We start from the raw sequence: 20,088 nt of genomic DNA, 5'->3' as shown, positions 1-20,088 counted from the left end.
ATGAAAAAACCCGCGCAGTTTAACGCGAGTGGGGACGTAATACTGCCCATAAGACTGGGTTAACACCCATTGAGTTCACGTGTTTGCTGAGCGTAGCTGGAAATCGCAAATATGTGAGTCCTGCAATGCTGTAGGACCGGCTTCAGCCGGGAGGGTGTTTCTCGCGGCTAAAGCCGCTCCTACGATTCGGCGGCGACTCAGGTTTTGGGCGTCGCAGCCCGCAACGTACTCAAGGCCATCCAGCCGAGGAAGATCACGCCGAAGACCAGGACCGCCCACAGCCCGACGCGCTTCCAGTCAATGCTGGCGGGCGCAGGTTCTGGCTGCGCCGCAGCGATGACTGGCGCGCCAGCGGGTTCGGCTTTGCCCAGGCTGTTCATTTTCTGCACGCTGTAATCCGGAATCAGCGTCGACAACGGCAGGTTGGCAGCTTTTGCCGCCGGATTGCCGACGGCCAGGGTAAACGGGCCATTGCCTCGCGCCAGGAACACGACCTGGGTGGCGCGCACGGCAAAGCGCACCTGTGGCGCTTCATTGCCCAATCCGCCGCCACGCTCGTCGACCTCCAGCTTCAGTTGACGAACGATCTGGCCGGACAACAACAGTTCGTCCTGCACCACGTCCTGTCCGTTCTGGGTCAGGCGATACAACAAGCCGCTGCTGACCGGTTGCCACGCGTCCTGATCGCTGCGTCGTCCAAACAGCGTACCCGGCGCAAGACTGTTGGCCTGGGCGATATCAAACTTCAGGCGCTCGACCGGCAAACCGCTGGGCAACTGCCAGACATATTCCCCCGGCTTTTCGACTTTGCCGCTCACCGGCGACGACCAGGTCAACGGCAATTCCGGCCGCTCGGTGTTGGCGCTGAGCAGCTGCGCCGAGGTGAGGTTCGGCGCCGTCTGCGGTGCGTTCCACAACAAGCGCAGATAACGCGCCGAGCGGCCCGGCAAAGCGACCTCGCGCTGTTCGACCAGCTCGTCAGCGAAGGAAAGACGCGCCACTTGGCCGTCACCCCAGGCCTTCCAGTGTTGCAGGTCGTCGCTGGCTTCGATGCTGAAACGCTGGAAGCCTTCGTGCTCGGTGCCCCAGTCGATGATCAGCTGTTCCAGCGGAGCCTTGATGGCGCTGGTGTCCAGCAGCCAGCCGCGCAGCACTTCTTCGCCCGCCTCGATATCACTTTGCGGCTGCACTTCGATCACCGTGCCGCTGGCCGTGCGCTGTACGCGGATGCCTGGCGCGGTTTCGGTATTGTCGGCGGCGCTGTAGAGCGGAAACCATTTTACGGCGGTGGACGGCTGGTCGGCGTGCTTCGTGGCCGGGCTTTCAGTCAGCGCGTAGGCCTGGAGCTGGCCTTCGCTGTTGAACACCCGCAAGTCGCCGAGGCTGTTCTGCCGCGAATTGAGCTGCACCGTCAGCGGCAGATCGACGCGATACCAAGGGCCTTCGCCGGTCAGCTTCAAGGGTGTCTGGCTGGCAAAATCGCTCAGGTTTTCCTGGGCGCTGGCCAGCGTCGCTGCCAACAACGCAGCGCCGAACACGACAGTTTTGAACAGCAGCTGACGACTCACGAACGCGATCCTCATGGGTTTTCCGGCTCAGGATTGAGCGCGCCTGGTTTATCGGTTGCCGACGTTTTCGGTGGCAGTGGTGCGAAATATCCCACCACTAATAGCAAAACGCCAACGCCGATGAACGAGACGATGCGCGCCATACCGCCTCGGTTACTCAATTCGACGAAGAACAGTTTGGCGACCACCACGCCGATCAACACTGCGCCGGTGATCCAGACTTCGCGTCTTGCGCGCACATGTCCGCCGATCATCAAGGTCAGCGCCATCAGCGTCCAGACGATGGACAGCCCGGCCTGCACTTGCATGGAAGCCAGCAGCTTATCGATGTCCCACGGCACGCCAGCCCAGTGGTGAGCGGTGCGCGTGACCATGGCGCTGAACAGCACGAACAGCGAGGCGCCCGCCGCGATCAGCGCGACACGTTGTGCATGGCGTTCGCTCACGCCCAGCTGCGGCAACAGGGTTCGGGTCCAGATGAATACCCCCAGCAGCGCGAACAGCAGGCCGAGTTCCAGAGGATTGAGCAACGGAATATACGGCAGCGGATGGGCTGCGCCGTCACTGAACGAGTTGGCCAGCCAGAACCATGTCAGCATCAGCAGCGCTAACGGGGCGGCGACCCAGACGCGGTACTCTTTCGGATACGCGGCAATCGGCCATGGCCCATTGCGTGATGAGGTCATCGCCAGCAGATACAGGCTTGGCAGCAGCGCCCAGCCCAGCCAGCGCCAGGCGTTGTAATGCTCGGACAGCTGCGCCATGGCCCAGCTCAACTCCAGCGCCAGCACGCTGATCGCCAGCCAGCAACCCAATACGTGCGCCAGACTCAGGGCTTTGCCTGGCAGCATGTCTGCCAGTCGGCGCAGAGAAATCAGGTGTGCCGCGAGTACCGCGAGCCAGCCGATCCAGGCCCAATGGGCGAACGGATGAGCGTTCCACAGCCAGTTGAAGAGCATCAGCACGCCACCGATCGGCGTCAAGGCCAGCGTCAGTTTCGCCAGCCCCGGCCAACGCAGACGCAAAGCGATAATTGTCCAGAGCCCAACGCTGGCGGCCGCGAGCAGCAGCATCCAGGTCGCCAGCAGGTCATTAGGCGAGAAACGCAGCGCAGCAACAGTCAGGGACAATATCCACCAGCCGCCACCCCAGAGAATCAGCAGCGGCGACAGATATTCCGCCTTGAGCGGGCCGGATACCGTGATGCGCTGCACCAGCAGGGCACTGATCAAACCTGCGAGGGCAATGATCATCGGCGTCCAGAAATCGCCGTGGGCCAGGAGCGGCGAGTACCAGGCGTTCATTTCGTTGAGGAACACCAGCCCGGCGGCAGCCTGCAGCAACAGCCCGAAGATCCGCGCCAGCAGCCGTTGCTGACGCAAACCCAGCCAGAACACTGCAGCGCCTTCGATGGCCCAGGCGCACGTCGTCCATTGCGCATCAAGGCCCAGCGGAATCGCCAGCGTCGCGAACACCACGCCCAGCGCCAGACAGGTTTCCACCAGCAACAAGGCGCGTCCCGGTGCTCGACCGGCCAGCAAGCGGGCGATGCCCATATAAAGAAGGCCAAATGCCATTGCGCTGAAGGCGGCACCAAATTCGATGGTCTGCATGAGCGCGTACTGCAAACCGAAGCCAGCGATGGGCGTGCCGAACAGCAAGGTGCCGTCCACGTAATCACCCTGACGCCGGGACCAGTGCAGCATGGCTGTGCGGCTGTCGTCTTGCGGGGCGCTTGGTAGCTCTTGAAGCTTGCGACGGGCGAACAGCAGGCCGATGGCCAGATACATCAGGAAGAACAGCAGCAAAAACGGTTCGGTGCTCCAGAACAATTCTGGTGTGTAACCACGCAGGCCCCACGCCAGACCGATGCCGAAAGTGCCGAAGAAACCGATCAGGTTCAGCAGGCGCCAGGCCTTGAACCAGGCGATGGCGAAGATGCCCGCATTGAGCAAGGCGAAATAGCTGAACAGCGTGATGTGGCTGCCCTGCCCGGTGGACGACAGGATCGGAGCCGCGAAACCGCCGAGTGCCGCCGCGCAAGCCAGGGCCAAGGAGTTCTGGGTGATCGCCAGCATCGCGGAAAAGGCCGTCGCCGCCACCAGCAGGACAAATCCCAGGCTGGGGTCGAGCAGACCATGGACTTTCATCGCGCCAATTACCGTCAGGTACAGCACGCCGATCCCGGTGCCCTGCATCATCAGGGCGAACGGCCCGTTGCGCTGTCGCAGCCACCAACCCAGACCCAACAAAGCCATCGCGCTGGCGGCGACCCCGGCGTAACGGACTTCAATCGGCACGACCATGCCTTCGGTGGCATAACGCAATAGAAACGCCAGGCCGAGAAACAGCAAGACCACGCCGACGCGCAACACCGTGTTGCCGCCCAGCAGCCAGTCCTGAGCTTTCTGGATCATGGCATTGAGCGGATTAGGGCCGGTTGGTGCTGCTTTTGGCGCAAGGTCAGGTGCCGGAGCACGAGTCAAAGGCGCTGCGGATTGTGGCCATTGCGAGTGAGCCTGGGCTTCGTCCGGCAGGTCCCAGATCAACTCCGGCCCAGCGGATTGCGTTGCGACGATAACGGCGTCTTCGGGCAGCGGCGCAGGGGCGAGCGCCGGTTCGGCTTTGCTGAACGGGGAAGTGGGCGGGAATTCCAGGCGGGTCAGGCGTTGTTGCAGGGATTCGATGTTTTTCTGTGCCGCGTCGAGTTGCTCGCGTTGCTCTGCCGACTGCTTGCGCAGCTTAGCCAGCCGCACACTCAGCCAGGCGGCCCAGCCAAGGGCAATCGCCACGCTGCTGTTCATCCACGGATAAAACAGATCCTCGGCCAGATACCCCACCGCACCCAGCCCCACCACCAGCAAAATCCATTGCACGCCAGGACATCCTTTTCGGTCAGTAGTCGTTCAGGGACGAACGCAGCGGCGCAGTATAGCGAGGCGCGCCGGGGAATGGCGTGATGGGGTTGGCTAAGCCTTGCAGGAATGCTCACTTTTCATCCGTTGGAGCGAGGCTTGCCGTAGGACCGGCTTTAGCCGGGAGGGCAGTTGACGCAAGGCTTGCCGTAGGACTGGCTTTAGCCGGGAGGGCAATTGGCGCCCTCGCGACTAAAGTCGCTCCTACGGTTCGGGGTTGGGCCCTTAGTCCAACGCCTTCCAGATATCACCCGCGTATTCACGGATGGTCCGGTCGGAGGAGAACCAGCCCATGCGGGCCGTGTTGAGCACCGCCGAGCGCCACCATTCCTTGGAATCGTGCCAGTGCGCTTCGACCTTGGTCTGGGCGGCCCAATACGAATCGAAGTCGGCGCAGACCAGGAAGCGGTCGTAGGCCATCAACTGATCGATCAGGCCGACATAGCGGTTCGGATCATCCGGCGAGAACACCCCGCCACGAATCGCTTGCAGCACGTCATTGAGCCGCCCGGACGCCGCCGCTGCGGCATAGGCGCTGAAATCGCCGGTCTGCTTGTGCGCTTCGACCTCCTGGGCGGTCATGCCAAAGATGAACATGTGTTCCTGGCCGATCAGCTCGCTCATTTCCACGTTGGCGCCGTCCAGTGTGCCGATGGTCAGCGCGCCGTTGAGGCCGAACTTCATGTTGCTGGTGCCCGATGCTTCCAGGCCCGCCGTGGAAATCTGCTCGGAAAGGTCGGCCGCCGGAATGATGCTTTCCGCCAGACTGACGTTGTAGTTGGGCATGAACACCACTTTGAGCAAGCCGCGTACGGTTGGGTCGTTGTTCACGGTCCGCGCGATGTCGTTGGTCAGCTTGATGATCAGTTTGGCCGAGTGATAACTGGCCGCGGCCTTGCCGGCGAAGATCTTCACCCGCGGCACCCAATCGGTGCCTGGCTCAGCGCGAATGGCCTGATACAGCGCAACGGTGTGGAACAGGTTCAGCAACTGACGCTTGTATTCATGGATCCGCTTGACCTGAACATCGAACATCGCCGCTGGGTTGACCACGATCCCCATGCGTTCATGGATGATCGCCGCTAGGGCGCGTTTGCTGTGCAGACGCTGATCGGCAAATTGCTTGCGGAACGAGCTTTTGTCGGCAAAGGGTTCGAGTTCGATCAGACGCGTCTCGGCACTGTCGAGAACCTCGTCGCCAAGGGCGTCCTTGAGCATTTCGGTCAGCTTCGGGTTGGCCTGGAACAGCCAGCGGCGGAAGGTAATGCCGTTGGTTTTATTGTTGATGCGTTCCGGATACAGCTTGTGCAACTCGGCGAACACCGTCTTGCGCATCAGTTGTGTGTGCAGCGCAGACACGCCGTTGACGCTGTGGGAGCCGAGGAACGCGAGGTTGCCCATGCGCACACGGCGGCCGTTATCTTCTTCGATCAGCGATACGGCGCGCAGTACGTCGAAATCGTGAATGCCCTTGGCACGCAGAGTGTCGATGTGTTGCGCGTTGATCATGTAGATGATCTGCATGTGGCGCGGCAACATCCGCTCCATCAGGCCCACCGACCAGGTTTCCAGCGCCTCGGGCAGCAAGGTGTGGTTGGTGTAGGCGAGGGTGCCGACAGTGATTTTCCAGGCGGTGTCCCACGCAATACCGTGATTGTCGATTAACTGACGCATCAGTTCGGCCACGGCGATCGACGGGTGCGTGTCGTTCATCTGGATCGCCGCATGATCGGCCAGATCCAGCAGCGTGGCGTGCATGTTCAGGTGGCGACGCAGCAAGTCCTGCAGGGAAGCGGAGACGAAAAAATATTCCTGGCGCAGGCGCAATTCCTGACCTGCTTCCGTGGCGTCGTTGGGGTACAGCACGCGGGAAATACTCTCCGCACGCACGACCTCGGCGACCGCGCCGAAGTGGTCGCCGGCATTGAAACGCTCAAGGTGCAAATCTCCCACGGCTCGGGCGCGCCACAAGCGCAGGGTGTTCACACTCTTGCCGCGCCAGCCGACCACGGGCGTGTCATAGGCAATGGCCCGCACGGTTTCCGAAGGACGCCATACCTGATGCGGTTCGCCCGCGTCATTGAGTACGGTTTCGACGCTGCCGCTGAAGCCAATGGGGTAAACCACTTCAGGGCGTTCGAATTCCCAAGGGTTACCAAAGTCCAGCCAGTTTTCGGTTTGTTCCTGCTGCCAGCCGTCGACTATCGCCTGACGGAACAGGCCGTGTTCATAGCGAATGCCGTAGCCATGCCCGGCAATACCCAGCGTCGACATGCTTTCCATGAAGCACGCGGCCAGACGACCAAGGCCGCCGTTGCCCAACGCTGCGTCCGGTTCGAGCAGACGAATGCGCTCAATGTCCACGCCGAGTTCGGTCATGGCCTCGCGAGCGATTTCCAGCAAACCCAGGTTGCTCAGGCTGTCGTACAACAGACGCCCGATGAGAAATTCCAGAGACAGGTAATAGACGCGTTTCTGTACCTTGCGGTAAATCTGCCGAGTGTGGTCCATCCAGTGTTCAACCATGTGGTCGCGAGCGGCCAGTGCCACGGCTTCGAACCAGTCATGCTCAAAGGCATGGTCGGGGTCCTTGCCCACCGCATAGGTGAGTTTGGCAAGTACAGCGGCGCGGAAAGCAGCCACCTCAGCGTCACGAACGAGTGGTTCCTGAGACATCAATGCGACCTCAAGTAGTCAGACGAATGAAGGATGGGTTGTTTGACTGTAGGGCGTGTCTCCGATTATTTCCCGAAATATCTGAAATAACCGGGCGGACATCCCCTGCTTCGACACAAGCTTGACGGTCTGGTTCGCGAACCCACGTAATTGGCAAAACGCTTGCATTGATCGTTCCAGTCGCAAGGCGGCCGTCGTTTGACAGCATGAACATTCCTCGTTTCGGGTTTATGATGCCCAACGGCAAATAGATAGAAGCCCTCCAATCGCAATCACGGAGCACCTATGCAGACCTTGTACCCGCAGATCAAACCCTACGCCCGGCACGATCTGGCCGTGGAGCAGCCGCATGTGTTGTATGTCGACGAGAGCGGGTCGCCGGAAGGTCTGCCGGTGGTCTTCATTCATGGTGGCCCCGGTGCAGGCTGCGATGCGCAGAGCCGTCGTTATTTTGACCCTAACATGTATCGCATCATCACTTTCGATCAGCGCGGTTGCGGCCGTTCGACGCCCCACGCCAATCTGGAAAACAATACGACCTGGCATCTGGTCGAGGATCTGGAGCGGATTCGCGAGCATCTGGGGATCGACAAATGGGTGCTGTTCGGCGGTTCGTGGGGTTCGACGCTGGCACTGGCGTATGCCCAGACACATCCGGAACGTGTCCATGCGATGATCCTGCGCGGCATTTTCCTGGCCCGCAAGCAAGAGATCGACTGGTTCTACCAATGTGGCGCGAGCCGCATGTTCCCGGATTACTGGCAGGACTACGTGGCGCCGATCCCGCTGGACGAGCGCGACAATTTATTGGCCGCCTTCCATAAGCGCCTGACCGGCTCCGACCAGATCGCCCAGATGCACGCGGCCAAGGCCTGGTCTACCTGGGAAGGCCGCGCCGCGACCTTGCGCCCCAATCCGCAAGTGGTTGATCGCTTCTCGGAGCCGCAACGGGCGTTGTCCATTGCGCGCATCGAATGCCATTACTTCACCAATCAGTCGTTCCTTGAAGAAAACCAGCTGATTCGCGACATGCCCAAGATCGCTCATTTGCCGGGCATCATCGTGCATGGCCGCTATGACGTGATCTGCCCGTTGGACAACGCCTGGGAATTGCATCAGGCGTGGCCCAACAGCGAGCTGCAAGTGATCCGCGATGCCGGTCACGCTGCTTCTGAGCCGGGCATCACCGACGCACTGGTCCGCGCCGCCGCGCAGGTCGCCCGCCGGTTGCTGGATTTGCCGCCTGAAGAGGCCTAGAGCCCCTATGTATCTGTTGGAGCGAGGCTTGCCCGCGAAGGCGTCAGGTCAGTCAATGAACAGGCGACTGACACACCGATTCGCGGGCAAGTCTCGCTCCAACGAGTTCGGTGGTGAACGTGGAGTGTGACAAATGAAAGCCTTGCTGCAACGCGTGCGCGGTGCCCGTGTCGAGGTGGATGGGCAGATTGTCGGGTCTATCGACCAAGGATTGCTGGTGCTGGTTGGTGTCGAACCTCAAGACACGCAGGCCAGTGCCGATAAGATGTTGCACAAGCTGCTCAACTACCGGGTGTTCAGCGATGCCGAGGGCAAAATGAACCTGTCGCTGCGTGATGTAGCGGGTGGATTACTGCTGGTTTCGCAGTTCACCCTGGTCGCTGACACTAAAAGTGGCATGCGCCCAAGCTTCTCCAAGGCTGCGCCTCCGGCACTGGGTGCCGAATTGTTCGACTATTTACTGAGGCAGGCAAAAAGCTCGCATGCGCTGGTTGCAGCGGGCCAATTTGGTGCGGATATGCAGGTGCATCTGGTCAATGATGGCCCAGTGACGTTTTTGCTTGAGACATAAAATGACGTTTTTGGCCTGCACGCCCCGAATTTATTAGGCGATAAAGCAATAAATACTTGCTGCACATGATGCGTTGTCACGCGCGCTACTAGATAATCGCGCGCTACGGGTATCGGCATTTGTAGGTCCGTTCGGCAAGGTCAGTAGGCTGGTTCGACACCGTTTGGGGAATCATTACGCCCTTTCGGAGTCGGAACAATGCTCGCCAACCCGGCACTTGATAGCTGGCCGTTGGTTTTTTCATCTGTTTTCGGCGAGGGTTGCTCGTGATTGTTAGTCCCTGTAATGCAGCAAAGACACCTGGCAAACGGTTGCGTAGCGCGCTGTTGGCAAGCTCGGCCCTGATCTGTCTGTTCGGCTCCACTTCCTTGTGGGCGTTCGATCTGGATGACGTAGCCGCCAAGGCAAAGGAAATGTCGGGGCAGAAGTTCGAAGCTCCAAAGAGCAATCTGCCTGCAGAGTTCCGCGACATGAAGTTCGCCGACTATCAGAAAATTCGTTTCCGTGAGGACAAGGCGGAGTGGGCGGCAGACAAAACGCCGTTCAAATTGTCCTTCTATCATCAGGGCATGCATTTCGACACCCCGGTCAAAATCAACGAAGTCACCGCCACCACCGTTGAAGAAATCAAGTACGACAGCAGTCGCTTTGACTTCGGCGATGTGAAAGTCGACCCCAAAGCCACCGAAAAACTCGGCTATGCCGGTTTCCGCGTGCTTTACCCGATCAACAAAGACGACAAGCGTGACGAGATCATGACCATGCTGGGCGCGAGTTATTTCCGCGTCATCGGCAAGGATCAGGTCTACGGCCTGTCGGCGCGTGGCATGGCAATCGACACCGCCCTGCCATCGGGCGAAGAATTCCCGCGTTTCACTGAATTCTGGATTGAAAAGCCAGGCGCTGATGACAACCATCTGGTGATCTTCGCGCTGCTGGATTCGCCCCGTGCGACCGGCGCCTACAAGCTGACCCTGCGTCCTGGCACCAACACTCTGGTGGACGTCGAGTCGCGCATGTTCCTGCGTGACAAGGTCACCAAGCTGGGCGTTGCGCCATTGACCAGTATGTTCCTGTTCGGTGCCAACCAGCCTTCGCGCGTGCTCAACTATCGTCGCGAGCTGCATGACTCCAGCGGCCTGTCGATTCAGGCAGCCAATGGCGAATGGATCTGGCGTCCGCTGAACAACCCTAAACACCTGTCGGTCAGCAGCTTCTCGGTGGAAAACCCGCGCGGCTTCGGTCTGTTGCAGCGTGGCCGTGAATTCAGCAGCTACGAAGACCTTGATGACCGCTACGACAAACGTCCAAGCGCCTGGATCGAGCCTAAAGGCGATTGGGGCAAAGGCACCGTCGATCTGGTCGAGATCCCGACTGCTGACGAAACCAACGACAATATCGTTGCGTTCTGGAAGCCGGAAACGCTGCCAGCACCTGGCGAGCCGATGAACTTCAACTACCGCCTGCATTGGACCATGGATGAAAAATCCATTCATTCGCCGGATCTGGGCTGGGTCAAGCAGACCCTGCGCTCGCTCGGTGACGTGAAACAGTCCAATCTGGTTCGTCAGACCGACGGCTCTGTTGCCTTCCAGGTCGATTTCGTCGGCCCGGTTCTGGCTCGTTTGCCGGAAGACAAGACCATTCGCAGCCAGGTTATCACCGATGACAACACTGATCTGGTCGAGAACAACCTGCGCTATAACCCGGTTACCAAAGGTTATCGCCTGACGCTGCGCGTGAAGGTCAAGGACACCAACAAGCCGATCGAGATGCGCGCTTACCTGCTGCGCGAGATTCCTGCCGAACCGGGCAAGGAACCTGCGCTGCTTGTTGCTGACAAAACACATGTGGCTGAAGAGAAAAAAGCTGCAGCTAAAGAGGCTGGAAAAGAAGCCCCTAAAGATGCACAGACTGACCTGGCCAAGGCCGCGGCCGGTACGCCAGCAGACGCTGCCAAAGCGGATGCTGCGAAGACCGAAGCAGCCAAGACCGACGTCGCCAAGACTGACGTCGCTAAAGACAAAGACGGCAAAGAGATCCAGCAGCCTGTAGCCGACGCTGCGCCCACCCATCCGGAACCGGCCAAGACGCTGCAAGTCATGACCGAGACCTGGAGTTACCAGTTGCCAGCCGATGAGTAATTCTCTACCGGTGCCAGAGTCGCTCAGCGAATATCTGGCACATCTACCGATGAGCGACGAGCAGCGGGCCGAACTGGCTTCCTGTAAATCGTTCACGGAGTTGCATGAACGTCTTTCGGCACAGCCGATTGCCGATCCAGCCGATGCCGCCCAGGCATCGGTGGGTCGTCGCCTGACGCTGACCACCGCCGACGAGCTGCAAGAAGCCGAGATGCTTGGCGTCGATGCAAGCGGGCGGGTGTGCCTGAAAGCCACGCCTCCGATTCGCCGTACCAAAGTCGTTCCCGAGCCATGGCGGACCAATATTCTGGTTCGCGGCTGGCGACGACTGACCGGCCGCACCAATCCAGTCGAGCCTGTGCCGGATCGCTTGCCCAAGGCACGCTGGCGCACGGTCGGTTCTACACGCCGGTACATCCTGCTGATCCTGATGCTGGGTCAAACCATCGTCGCCAGCTGGTACATGAAAGGCATCATGCCGTATCAAGGCTGGTCCCTGGTTTCGCTGGACGAAATCACCCACCAGACTTTCGTGCAAACGGCGATGCAAGTGCTGCCGTATGCCTTGCAGACCAGCATTCTGTTGCTGTTCGGCATCCTGTTCTGTTGGGTTTCGGCGGGTTTCTGGACCGCGTTGATGGGCTTCCTCGAGTTGCTCACCGGGCGCGATAAATACCGCATCTCCGGCGCCAGCGCTGGCAATGAGCCGATTGAAAAGGGTGCTCGCACCGCGCTGGTCATGCCGATCTGCAACGAAGATGTGCCCCGGGTTTTCGCCGGTCTGCGTGCTACGTTCGAATCGGTTGCCGCCACCGGTGACCTGGATCGCTTCGATTTCTTCGTGCTCAGCGATACCAATGATTCCGACATCGCCGTGGCCGAGCAGCAAGCCTGGCTTGAGGTGTGTCGCGAAGCCAAAGGTTTCGGCAAGATTTTCTATCGCCGTCGTCGCCGTCGCGTAAAACGCAAAAGCGGCAACCTCGATGACTTCTGCCGTCGCTGGGGCGGTGACTACAAGTACATGGTCGTGCTCGACGCAGACAGCGTAATGAGCGGTGAATGCCTGACCAGTCTGGTGCGCTTGATGGAAGCCACGCCGGACGCCGGTATCATCCAGACCGCGCCACGCGCTTCGGGCATGGACACGCTTTACGCTCGTATGCAGCAATTTGCTACCCGTGTGTATGGCCCGTTGTTCACGGCCGGCCTGCACTTCTGGCAGCTGGGTGAATCCCACTATTGGGGTCACAACGCGATCATCCGCATGAAGCCGTTCATCGAGCACTGCGCCTTGGCGCCGTTGCCCGGTAAAGGCGCGTTTGCCGGTGCGATTCTGTCTCACGACTTCGTCGAAGCTGCGCTGATGCGCCGTGCCGGCTGGGGTGTGTGGATTGCCTACGATCTGCCGGGCAGTTACGAAGAGTTGCCACCCAACCTGCTTGATGAACTCAAGCGCGACCGTCGCTGGTGTCACGGCAACCTGATGAACTTCAGGCTGTTCCTAGTCAAAGGCATGCACCCGGTTCACCGGGCGGTGTTCCTGACCGGCGTGATGTCCTACTTGTCGGCGCCGTTGTGGTTCTTCTTCCTGGTGTTGTCCACGGCCTTGCTGGCGGTGAACACGCTGATGGAGCCGACCTACTTCCTCGAACCGCGTCAGCTGTATCCGTTGTGGCCTCAATGGCACCCGGAAAAAGCCGTTGCCTTGTTCTCGACGACGATTGTCCTGCTGTTCCTGCCTAAACTGCTCAGCGTGATTCTGATCTGGGCCAAGGGTGCAACGGGCTTTGGCGGCAAGTTCAAGGTCACTGCGTCGATGCTGATGGAAATGCTCTTCTCGGTGCTGCTGGCTCCGGTGCGCATGTTGTTCCACACCCGCTTCGTACTGGCTGCTTTCCTGGGCTGGGCGGCGACCTGGAACTCCCCACAGCGCGACGATGACTCCACGCCATGGCTTGAGGCGGTCAAACGTCACGGTCCGCAAACCCTGTTGGGCGCGTGCTGGGCATTGCTGGTGGCCTGGCTGAACCCGAGCTTTCTGTGGTGGCTGGCGCCGATTGTCGGTTCGTTGATGCTGTCGATCCCGGTTTCGGTGATCTCCAGCCGTACCAACCTGGGACTGAAAGCGCGCGACGAGAAGCTGTTCCTGATTCCTGAGGAATACGCGCCGCCGCAAGAGCTGATCTCCACTGATCTGTATACCCATGAAAACCGCTGGCATGCACTCAAGCAGGGTTTCATCCGGGCAGTGGTCGATCCGCAGCAGAATGCCCTGGCCTGTGCGCTGGCGACCTCACGTCACCGCGTTGTCGAGCCTATCGAGTTCGTGCGTGCCGAACGTGTGCGTCACGCCCTCAAAGCCGGTCCCGACAAGCTCGATAACCATGAGCGGCTGATGCTGTTGAGCGACCCGGTTGCCCTGGCTCGCTTGCACGAACAGGTCTGGAACGAAAGCCATCCAGAATGGCTGGCGGCCTGGAGAGCATCCATCGAAGCTGATCCTCATGCTCCGTTGTTGCCTCTCAAGCCCGTCGAGCACGAGCCCGAACCTTCGTTGGTTCATGCTTGATAGCTGAGCGGTAGAAACAAAAACGGCGCCCCGAAAAGGCGCCGTTTTTTGTGGCCCTGTTGGAGCGAGGCTTGCCCGCGAAGAACGATGACGCGGTGGGTCTGGCCCACCGAGGCGTCTGTTTCGCGGGCAAGCCTCGCTCCAACGGTCGGTCTCTACACCACCCGAAACTTCGCCACCAACCCCTGCAAATGTGTGCCCAGTCGCGCCAGTTCCACGCTCGACGCTGCGGTTTCGTCGCTGGCGGCGGCGGTCTGTTCGGACACGTCGCGTACGCTCAGTACGTTGCGGTTGATTTGTTCGGCCACGGTGCTTTGCTCCTCGCTGGCGGTGGCGATCTGCAAGTTCATGTCCTGGATGTTCGACACGGTTCGGGTGATCTGCTCCAGAGCATTGCCGGCGCGGCGGCTTAATTGCACGCTGTTATCGGTCAGGCAGCGGCTGTTATCCAGTGTCGTGGCGACTTGCTGGGTGCCGTTCTGTAGTGCGGCGATCAGCTCTTCGATTTCCTCGGTGGATTCCTGCGTGCGCTGCGCCAGGCTTCTGACCTCGTCGGCAACCACCGCGAAACCACGCCCGGCCTCACCGGCCCGCGCCGCCTCGATGGCCGCGTTCAGAGCCAGCAAATTGGTTTGCTGCGACACCGACTTGATCACGTCTAGAACTCCGCCGATCTTGTCGCTTTCCTGCTTAAGCAGGTTCATCGCCTGGGTGGAATTGGCCACCTCCAGCGCCAGTTGCTCGATCTGGCCGATGGCTTCGCCCACCACTTGATCGCCCTCGCGCGCCTGTCGGTCGGCATGTACTGCGGCCTCGGACGCTTGCTGGGCGTTGCGTGCCACTTCCTGCACCGATGCGGCCATCTGATTCATCGCGGTGGCGACCTGATCGGTCTCGTCTTTCTGGTTATTGATCCCGACGCTGGTTTGCTCGGTCACCGCCGACAATTGCTCGGCGGCGCTGGCGATTTGCGTGACACCGTCGCCGATTCCGCCGATCAGATCCCGCAGGCTCACCGTCATGGCCTGGATGCTGGTCTGCAACTGACCCATTTCGTCGCTGCGCTCGATGTTCATGTCCCGGCTCAAATCACCCTTGGCGATGCGTTCGGCAGCGTTCAGGGTCTGGCGCAGCGGATCGATGATTTGTCGGGTGATGATCCAGGCTGCGAGCAGACCCAGCAGCATCGCCAGGCCTGCGACCCCGGTCAACGTGGTGCGCGAGGTGGCGGCTTCGGCGCTACGCTGGGCGCTTTGCAGGCTGATCAGCTCTGCAACCGAGGCGAGCATCCTGTCGCCCAATTCTTCAAGTCGCTCCTGGGCCGCTTCGACCTTGACCTGTGCGTTCTTGAACTCAGTCAGCTGGTTGCGATAGTGCTCCAGCGATCCCTTGGCAGGCTGCAAGCCTTTGAGATTGTCATCGGATTGATCCTCGGCGATTTGCTGGATCTCCTTGAGTGCCTCGTCGATGGCGCTGACCGCCGCCGTTTCATAGGTTTCCAGGCCACTGAAGGTGTAAGCCTGAACCTGATAGCGAGCGGTCTGGATCTGCTGCTTGAGCTGGGAAATGTTGGTGAATTCCTCCAGCCGTTCGCCGTTGTCCTGTTCCTGGCTGACCGCCTTGAGCACTTCGCTTTCAACCTGCGCGACAGCCTGCACCGCCTGTTCGGACTGTTGCTCCAGCAAGGAACGCGACTGTTCGCGAGTCTTGTGCTCGGCGCCCAGCTCGCTGAAGGTTTTCTCCATCTTGCTGACGAGCTGACTTTGTTCGGTCAGCAACTTCATGCTGCCGTCATCGTCGGTTTCCTTGCGCAACGTTTCCAGATGCGCCTCCAGCGCATTGAGGCGCTCGACCACATTTTTGGCGTTTTCTGCGCTGTTATCGGTACGAAACATGATCCGCTCGGCGCGCAGATCCTTGGTCATGTTGCTCAATTGGCCGGTGGCGGTCAGCGATTCCGACCAATCGATCATCTTGTCCAGGCCGTGCCAGCCAGTCAGGGTGATTGCCAGCGTCAGCAACAGCACGAGCCCGAAGCCCAGCGCCAGTTTGAGTTTGACGCTCGTATTGCCGAGCGCATGGTTGAGCCATCGAAACATGGAGAATCTCCTGCAAGTGAGCCAGACAGGCAGGTCCGAGGCGAGCCCCGGCCTGCGTTGTCAGCGCATCGGCAGGCGAATCAGAAGCACGACCTGAAGAGGTCGTAGGAGATTTCCGAGAGGAAGGACGGGGTGATCGGCGTCACGTTTTGAGCTCAAGTCCGTAGGAGCGAGCGGGCGGCGTTCCGACTTGCCCGCGAAGAGGCCGCGATGTCCAACCCTTCTTCTGTGCCTGAAAGATTGATTCGCGGGCAAGCCTCGCTCCAACCAGCCATCAAACCCGAAACTTGCTTACCAGCACCTGCAGATGACTTCCCAGACGCGCCAGTTCAACGCTGGAGGCGGCGGTTTCTTCGCTGGAGGCGGCGGTTTGTTCGGAGACGTCGCGCACGTTGAGGATGCTGCGGTTGATTTCCTCGGCAGTCGCGCTTTGTTCTTCGGCTGCGGCGGCGATCTGCTGGTTCATCGCCTGGATCGCCGAAACGGTCCGGGTGATGTTTTCCAGCGAGTTGCCGGCGCGGCGGGTCAAATCCACGCTGCTGACGGTCAGTTCACGGCTGTTGTCCATGATGGTCGCCACTTGCTGGGTGCCGCTCTGCAAGCCGGAAATCAGCTGCTCGATTTCCTCGGTGGATTTCTGCGTGCGCTGGGCCAGGCTGCGCACTTCATCGGCCACCACGGCGAATCCACGACCCGCTTCACCGGCGCGCGCGGCCTCGATGGCGGCGTTCAAGGCCAGCAGGTTGGTTTGCTGCGCCACTGACTTGATCACATCAAGGACGCTGCCGATCTTGTCGCTCTCGCGCTTGAGTTCGTTCATGGCTTCGGTGGAGTTACCCACTTCCGCCGCCAGACGTTCGATCTGGGCGATGGCTTCGTTGACCACGCGATCACCTTCGCGCGCTTGCTGATCGGCAGCCACTGCGGCCTCGGAAGCTTCCTCGGCGTTACGCGCGACTTCCTGCACCGTGGCGGTCATTTCGTGCATGGCGGTGGCGACCTGATCGGTCTCGACCTTCTGGCTGTTGACGCCGGCGCTGGTTTGCTCGGTCACTGCCGACAGCTGCTCGGCCGCGCTGGCAATTTGCGTGACGCCATCGCGGATGCCGCCAATCAGCTCGCGCAGGCTGACGGTCATGCGCTGGATGCTGCCCTGCAGCTTGCCCAGTTCGTCCTTGCGGTCGATGGTCAGGTTGTTGCTCAGATCTCCCGACGCCACGCGCTCGACAATCTGCAAGGTTTGCAGCAACGGCACGACAATTTGACGGGTGATGATCCACGCTGCGATAACCCCGAACAACAGGGCCAGCACTGTCGCCAGCGTCAGCATTGACTTGGCTTGCTGACTTTCAGTCCCTCGTTTGGTGTACTGATCTTCGCTCAATTTTTCGCTGACGTTCAGCAAGTCCTGGCCAGCCTTGGCCATTTTGTCCAGAGCCTGTTTGCTGGCGAACTGGCCATCGCGGTACTGCGCCACGGCTGCCTGATAGGCTTTAAGCCCGGCAATGGCTGTTTGCAACTGCCCCAGATAGACCGGCGGGATGCTGCCGGCCAGGGTATTGATGCCGACCAGTGCCTGGTCAATTCCAGCGTTGGCGTTCTTTTCGAACTCGGCTTTGCCGCTGTAGGTGTAACCGCGCACCTGATAACGCGCCTGCTGGATCAGTTTGCTGACTTCAACCGCACCGTTGAATTGAAGCATGTCGTCACCCTGCAACAGCGACGCTTCGATCTTGTTGATCTCGGCCACGGCCTTGTCTGCAGCGTCGCCCATCAGGCCTCGGCTGGCTTCCCGGGAAGCAATAGCCTTGGTCATTTCAGCAAACGCCTGGCGGTATTCACTGGCCGACTGTTGCTGCTCGTCCAGCCACTTCAGGCTTTCGGGGCTGGCGACCTGGCTGCGGGCTTTTTTCAGCACTACATCAAGGTTGTCCAGAGTAGTGGCCATAGCCGCTGCCGATTCGGCATCGTACTGCCGCTCGTAGACCAGGCGCTTGATGCGCAGCTCCATCGTCTGGTCGCTGACTTCCTCAATGGACGCCAGCTTGTCGCCGCGGTCGATCAAGGAGGTCACGCTTAACCAGCCGGTGAGCGTGATCAGCACGGTCAATAACAACACCAGGCCGAAGCCCACTGCCAGCTTGAGACTGACGCTCATGTTTCCTAGGGCTTGGGTGAACCAGCGCGGCATGGTGCAACTCCTTGAAGCGAATAATTGTAGGCGTAGTCCTACATCGGCTGTCAGAAGGGAAACTGAAGGCGCTGGTCCCTCAAATGGGGGGGCTTAGAAAAGGCGGGCGAGGAGGGCGGTGACAGCGGTTTCAACACGTAGAATGCGGTCGCCAAGCTGCACAGGCTGTAGGCCGGACTTGTTCAGCAGGTCGATTTCATAAGGAATCCAGCCGCCTTCCGGACCTATCGCGAGTGTTACAGGTTGTTGCACTGCTCTGGGGCAGGCCGGGAATTGACCGGGATGTCCGACAAGGCCGAGCGTGCCTTCCACCAGTTGTGGCAGGCGGTCTTCGACGAACGGCTTGAAGCGTTTCTCGATGATGATTTCCGGCAGCACGCTGTCCCGGGCCTGTTCCAGGCCGAGGATCAACTGCTCGCGGATGGCTGCAGGCTCCAGAAACGGGGTCTGCCAGAAACTCTTCTCGACCCGGTAACTGTTGAGCAGGATGACTTTCGGCACGCCCATGGTCGCGACTGTCTGAAACACCCGACGCAGCATCTTCGGCCGAGGCAGGGCCAGCAGCAGGGTCAAGGGCAGTTTGGCGGGTGGTGGGCTGTCGAGGCTGACGCGCAGCTCGGCTTCGTGATCTTCCAGGCGCAGCAACTCGGCATTGCCCATCAACCCGCCAATCCGGCCGACGCGCAGGCTGTCGCCCACCACGGCGCGATGCACCTCTTGCATGTGCTTGAGGCGCCGGTCGCGCAGGATGACCCGGTCAGCCGCAATGAAATCGACGTCTTCGAGGAGCAGCAGATTCACGGCTGAGTCGCAGGCGGCTGGTCTTGCTTGTCTTCGTCGGGCTGGTCTTCAGGATGATCGCCACGCTTGGTGATCATCGAGCTGCACAGCACGCCGATTTCGAACAGCAGCCACATCGGCACCGCGAGCAGAGTCTGGGAGAAAATGTCCGGCGGAGTCAGGATCATGCCGACCACGAAGCAACCGATGATCACGTAAGGGCGGATCTTGCGCAGGTACTTCACGTCAACGATGCCGATCCACACCAGCAACACCACGGCCACCGGAATCTCGAACGCCACGCCAAAGGCGAAGAACAGCGTCATGACGAAGTCCAGGTAACTGGCGATGTCCGTCATCATCGACACGCCTTCGGGCGTCACGCTGGCAAAGAAGTGGAAAATCAGCGGGAAAACCAGGTAATAGGCGAACGCCATGCCCGAATAAAACAGGATGATGCTCGACACCAGCAGCGGCACGGCGATGCGTTTTTCGTGCTTGTACAGACCCGGCGCGATGAAGCCCCAGATCTGATGCAGGATGACCGGCATGGCCAGGAACAGCGCGACCATCATGGTCAGCTTGAACGGCGTGATGAACGGCGAGGCCACGTCGGTGGCGATCATCGTTGCGCCTTCGGGCAGGAACACCCGAAGCGGCGCCGAGACGAAGGTGTAGATCTTCTGGGTGAAGTAAAACAGGCAGCCGAAGATTACGAAGATCGCCAGGACGCAACGCAGCAGGCGTGAACGGAGTTCTGTGAGGTGCGAGACCAGCGGCATTTGCTGGTCGTTTTCCGGAATATCGCTCATGGGGCTCGCGGGGGCAGTGACGAATCGTTGGCGGAAGGCGCGCTGGGAATCGGCGTCGGTTCGGCGTGCAGCAATGCTTCGGCAGGTTTTGCAGGCACGACCGGCACGGTTTCGGCAGGCGTAGTTCCGGCAGGCGCAGCAGGACCAAGCTCGCCAGGCGTCGGCGCGGGCGGGGTCACCGGCACCGTGGAGACAACCGGCTCGGTCGGTGCAGTGCTTGCCTCAACAGCAGGCGCAGGCGTTGCCGCAGGTGGCTGCGGCGACATGATTTTGCGCGCTTCCTGTTCCAGCGACAGAATGTGTTCGTTATGCAGCTGCCGACGGATTTCGTCGGCGCCGATTTCGCGTTCAACTTCCTGTTTGATCGCATTGAAGCTGCGTTTCAACCGGCCTACCCAGAGTCCGGCGGTGCGCGCGGCACCCGGCAGACGCTCTGGCCCCAGCACCAGCAAGGCGACGAGACCGACGAGCAGCAGTTCAGAGAAGCTGATACCAAACATTCGATA

General features: G+C 60.2%; 11 protein-coding genes and 2 pseudogenes. 4 read left to right on the top strand and 9 right to left on the bottom strand.

What is annotated here, in order from left to right; translation table 11 throughout:
- Positions 1-197: 197 nt before the first annotated feature.
- The 3 genes from AFK24_RS01940 to AFK24_RS01930 form a co-directional block, all read right to left on the bottom strand.
- A complete protein-coding gene (locus tag AFK24_RS01940; RefSeq protein ID WP_065831634.1) occupies positions 198-1,583 on the bottom strand; it encodes a DUF3999 domain-containing protein in 1,386 nt (461 codons plus the stop codon).
- Positions 1,580-4,444 (bottom strand): DUF2339 domain-containing protein, encoded by a 2,865-nt coding sequence (locus tag AFK24_RS01935; RefSeq protein ID WP_065831633.1) that lies wholly within the window; start codon positions 4,442-4,444, stop codon positions 1,580-1,582. The genes AFK24_RS01940 and AFK24_RS01935 overlap by 4 nt, the downstream gene beginning before the upstream one ends.
- Before the next feature lie 264 nt (positions 4,445-4,708).
- Entirely contained in the window at positions 4,709-7,159 is a 2,451-nt protein-coding gene (locus AFK24_RS01930; protein ID WP_065831632.1) for a glycogen/starch/alpha-glucan phosphorylase, read from the bottom strand.
- Between the two features lie 285 nt (positions 7,160-7,444).
- On the opposite strand from AFK24_RS01930, the gene pip reads away from it, so the two are divergent.
- From pip to mdoH, 4 genes are all read left to right on the top strand, one after another.
- On the top strand, positions 7,445-8,416 hold the full coding sequence (gene pip / locus AFK24_RS01925) for a prolyl aminopeptidase (protein WP_065831631.1): 972 nt from the start codon (positions 7,445-7,447) through the stop codon (positions 8,414-8,416).
- Between the two features lie 133 nt (positions 8,417-8,549).
- The gene (dtd, locus tag AFK24_RS01920) at positions 8,550-8,987 is read left to right on the top strand and encodes a D-aminoacyl-tRNA deacylase (RefSeq protein ID WP_065831630.1); all 438 of its coding nucleotides are present in this window, start codon (positions 8,550-8,552) and stop codon (positions 8,985-8,987) included.
- A 260-nt stretch (positions 8,988-9,247) separates the two neighbouring features.
- A complete protein-coding gene (locus AFK24_RS01915) occupies positions 9,248-11,131 on the top strand; it encodes a glucan biosynthesis protein G (protein WP_276204925.1) in 1,884 nt (627 codons plus the stop codon).
- The gene (gene mdoH, locus AFK24_RS01910; protein WP_065831628.1) at positions 11,124-13,700 is read left to right on the top strand and encodes a glucans biosynthesis glucosyltransferase MdoH; all 2,577 of its coding nucleotides are present in this window, start codon (positions 11,124-11,126) and stop codon (positions 13,698-13,700) included. Before AFK24_RS01915 ends, mdoH begins: the two co-directional genes overlap by 8 nt.
- A 155-nt stretch (positions 13,701-13,855) precedes the next feature.
- On the opposite strand, the gene AFK24_RS01905 is transcribed toward mdoH, so the two are convergent.
- From AFK24_RS01905 to tatB, 6 genes and pseudogenes are all read right to left on the bottom strand, one after another.
- A complete protein-coding gene (locus AFK24_RS01905) occupies positions 13,856-15,799 on the bottom strand; it encodes a methyl-accepting chemotaxis protein (RefSeq protein WP_065831627.1) in 1,944 nt (647 codons plus the stop codon).
- Positions 15,800-16,073: 274 nt separating this feature from the next.
- Positions 16,074-17,123: pseudogene (locus AFK24_RS31935) on the bottom strand (methyl-accepting chemotaxis protein); the annotation flags it as partial.
- Positions 17,124-17,147: 24 nt separating this feature from the next.
- Positions 17,148-17,957: pseudogene (locus AFK24_RS31930) on the bottom strand (methyl-accepting chemotaxis protein); the annotation flags it as partial.
- Between the two features lie 126 nt (positions 17,958-18,083).
- Positions 18,084-18,791 (bottom strand): 16S rRNA (uracil(1498)-N(3))-methyltransferase, encoded by a 708-nt coding sequence (locus AFK24_RS01895; protein ID WP_065831625.1) that lies wholly within the window; start codon positions 18,789-18,791, stop codon positions 18,084-18,086.
- On the bottom strand, positions 18,788-19,582 hold the full coding sequence (gene tatC, locus AFK24_RS01890; protein WP_065831624.1) for a twin-arginine translocase subunit TatC: 795 nt from the start codon (positions 19,580-19,582) through the stop codon (positions 18,788-18,790). Before tatC ends, AFK24_RS01895 begins: the two co-directional genes overlap by 4 nt.
- Positions 19,579-20,082, bottom strand: coding sequence for a Sec-independent protein translocase protein TatB (gene tatB / locus AFK24_RS01885; RefSeq protein WP_065831623.1), 504 nt, complete (start codon positions 20,080-20,082; stop codon positions 19,579-19,581). Before tatB ends, tatC begins: the two co-directional genes overlap by 4 nt.
- Positions 20,083-20,088: the final 6 nt, after the last annotated feature.

This window comes from Pseudomonas syringae (assembly GCF_001698815.1).
GTDB classification, from domain to species: Bacteria; Pseudomonadota; Gammaproteobacteria; order Pseudomonadales; family Pseudomonadaceae; genus Aquipseudomonas; species Aquipseudomonas syringae_A.
The sequence above is the reverse complement of the archived record's forward strand: the minus strand, read 5'-3'. Positions and strand labels throughout refer to the sequence as shown.

Excerpts from the sequence above, each read along its gene's own strand:
- pip (WP_065831631.1), top strand. The coding sequence starts at position 7,445 with ATGCAGACCTTGTACCCGCAGATCAAACCCTACGCCCGGCACGATCTG.
- AFK24_RS01930 (WP_065831632.1), bottom strand. The coding sequence starts at position 7,159 with ATGTCTCAGGAACCACTCGTTCGTGACGCTGAGGTGGCTGCTTTCCGC.
- mdoH (WP_065831628.1), top strand. The coding sequence starts at position 11,124 with ATGAGTAATTCTCTACCGGTGCCAGAGTCGCTCAGCGAATATCTGGCA.
- tatC (WP_065831624.1), bottom strand. The coding sequence starts at position 19,582 with ATGAGCGATATTCCGGAAAACGACCAGCAAATGCCGCTGGTCTCGCAC.
- AFK24_RS01940 (WP_065831634.1), bottom strand. The coding sequence starts at position 1,583 with ATGAGGATCGCGTTCGTGAGTCGTCAGCTGCTGTTCAAAACTGTCGTG.
- tatB (WP_065831623.1), bottom strand. The coding sequence starts at position 20,082 with ATGTTTGGTATCAGCTTCTCTGAACTGCTGCTCGTCGGTCTCGTCGCC.
- dtd (WP_065831630.1), top strand. The coding sequence starts at position 8,550 with ATGAAAGCCTTGCTGCAACGCGTGCGCGGTGCCCGTGTCGAGGTGGAT.
- AFK24_RS01905 (WP_065831627.1), bottom strand. The coding sequence starts at position 15,799 with ATGTTTCGATGGCTCAACCATGCGCTCGGCAATACGAGCGTCAAACTC.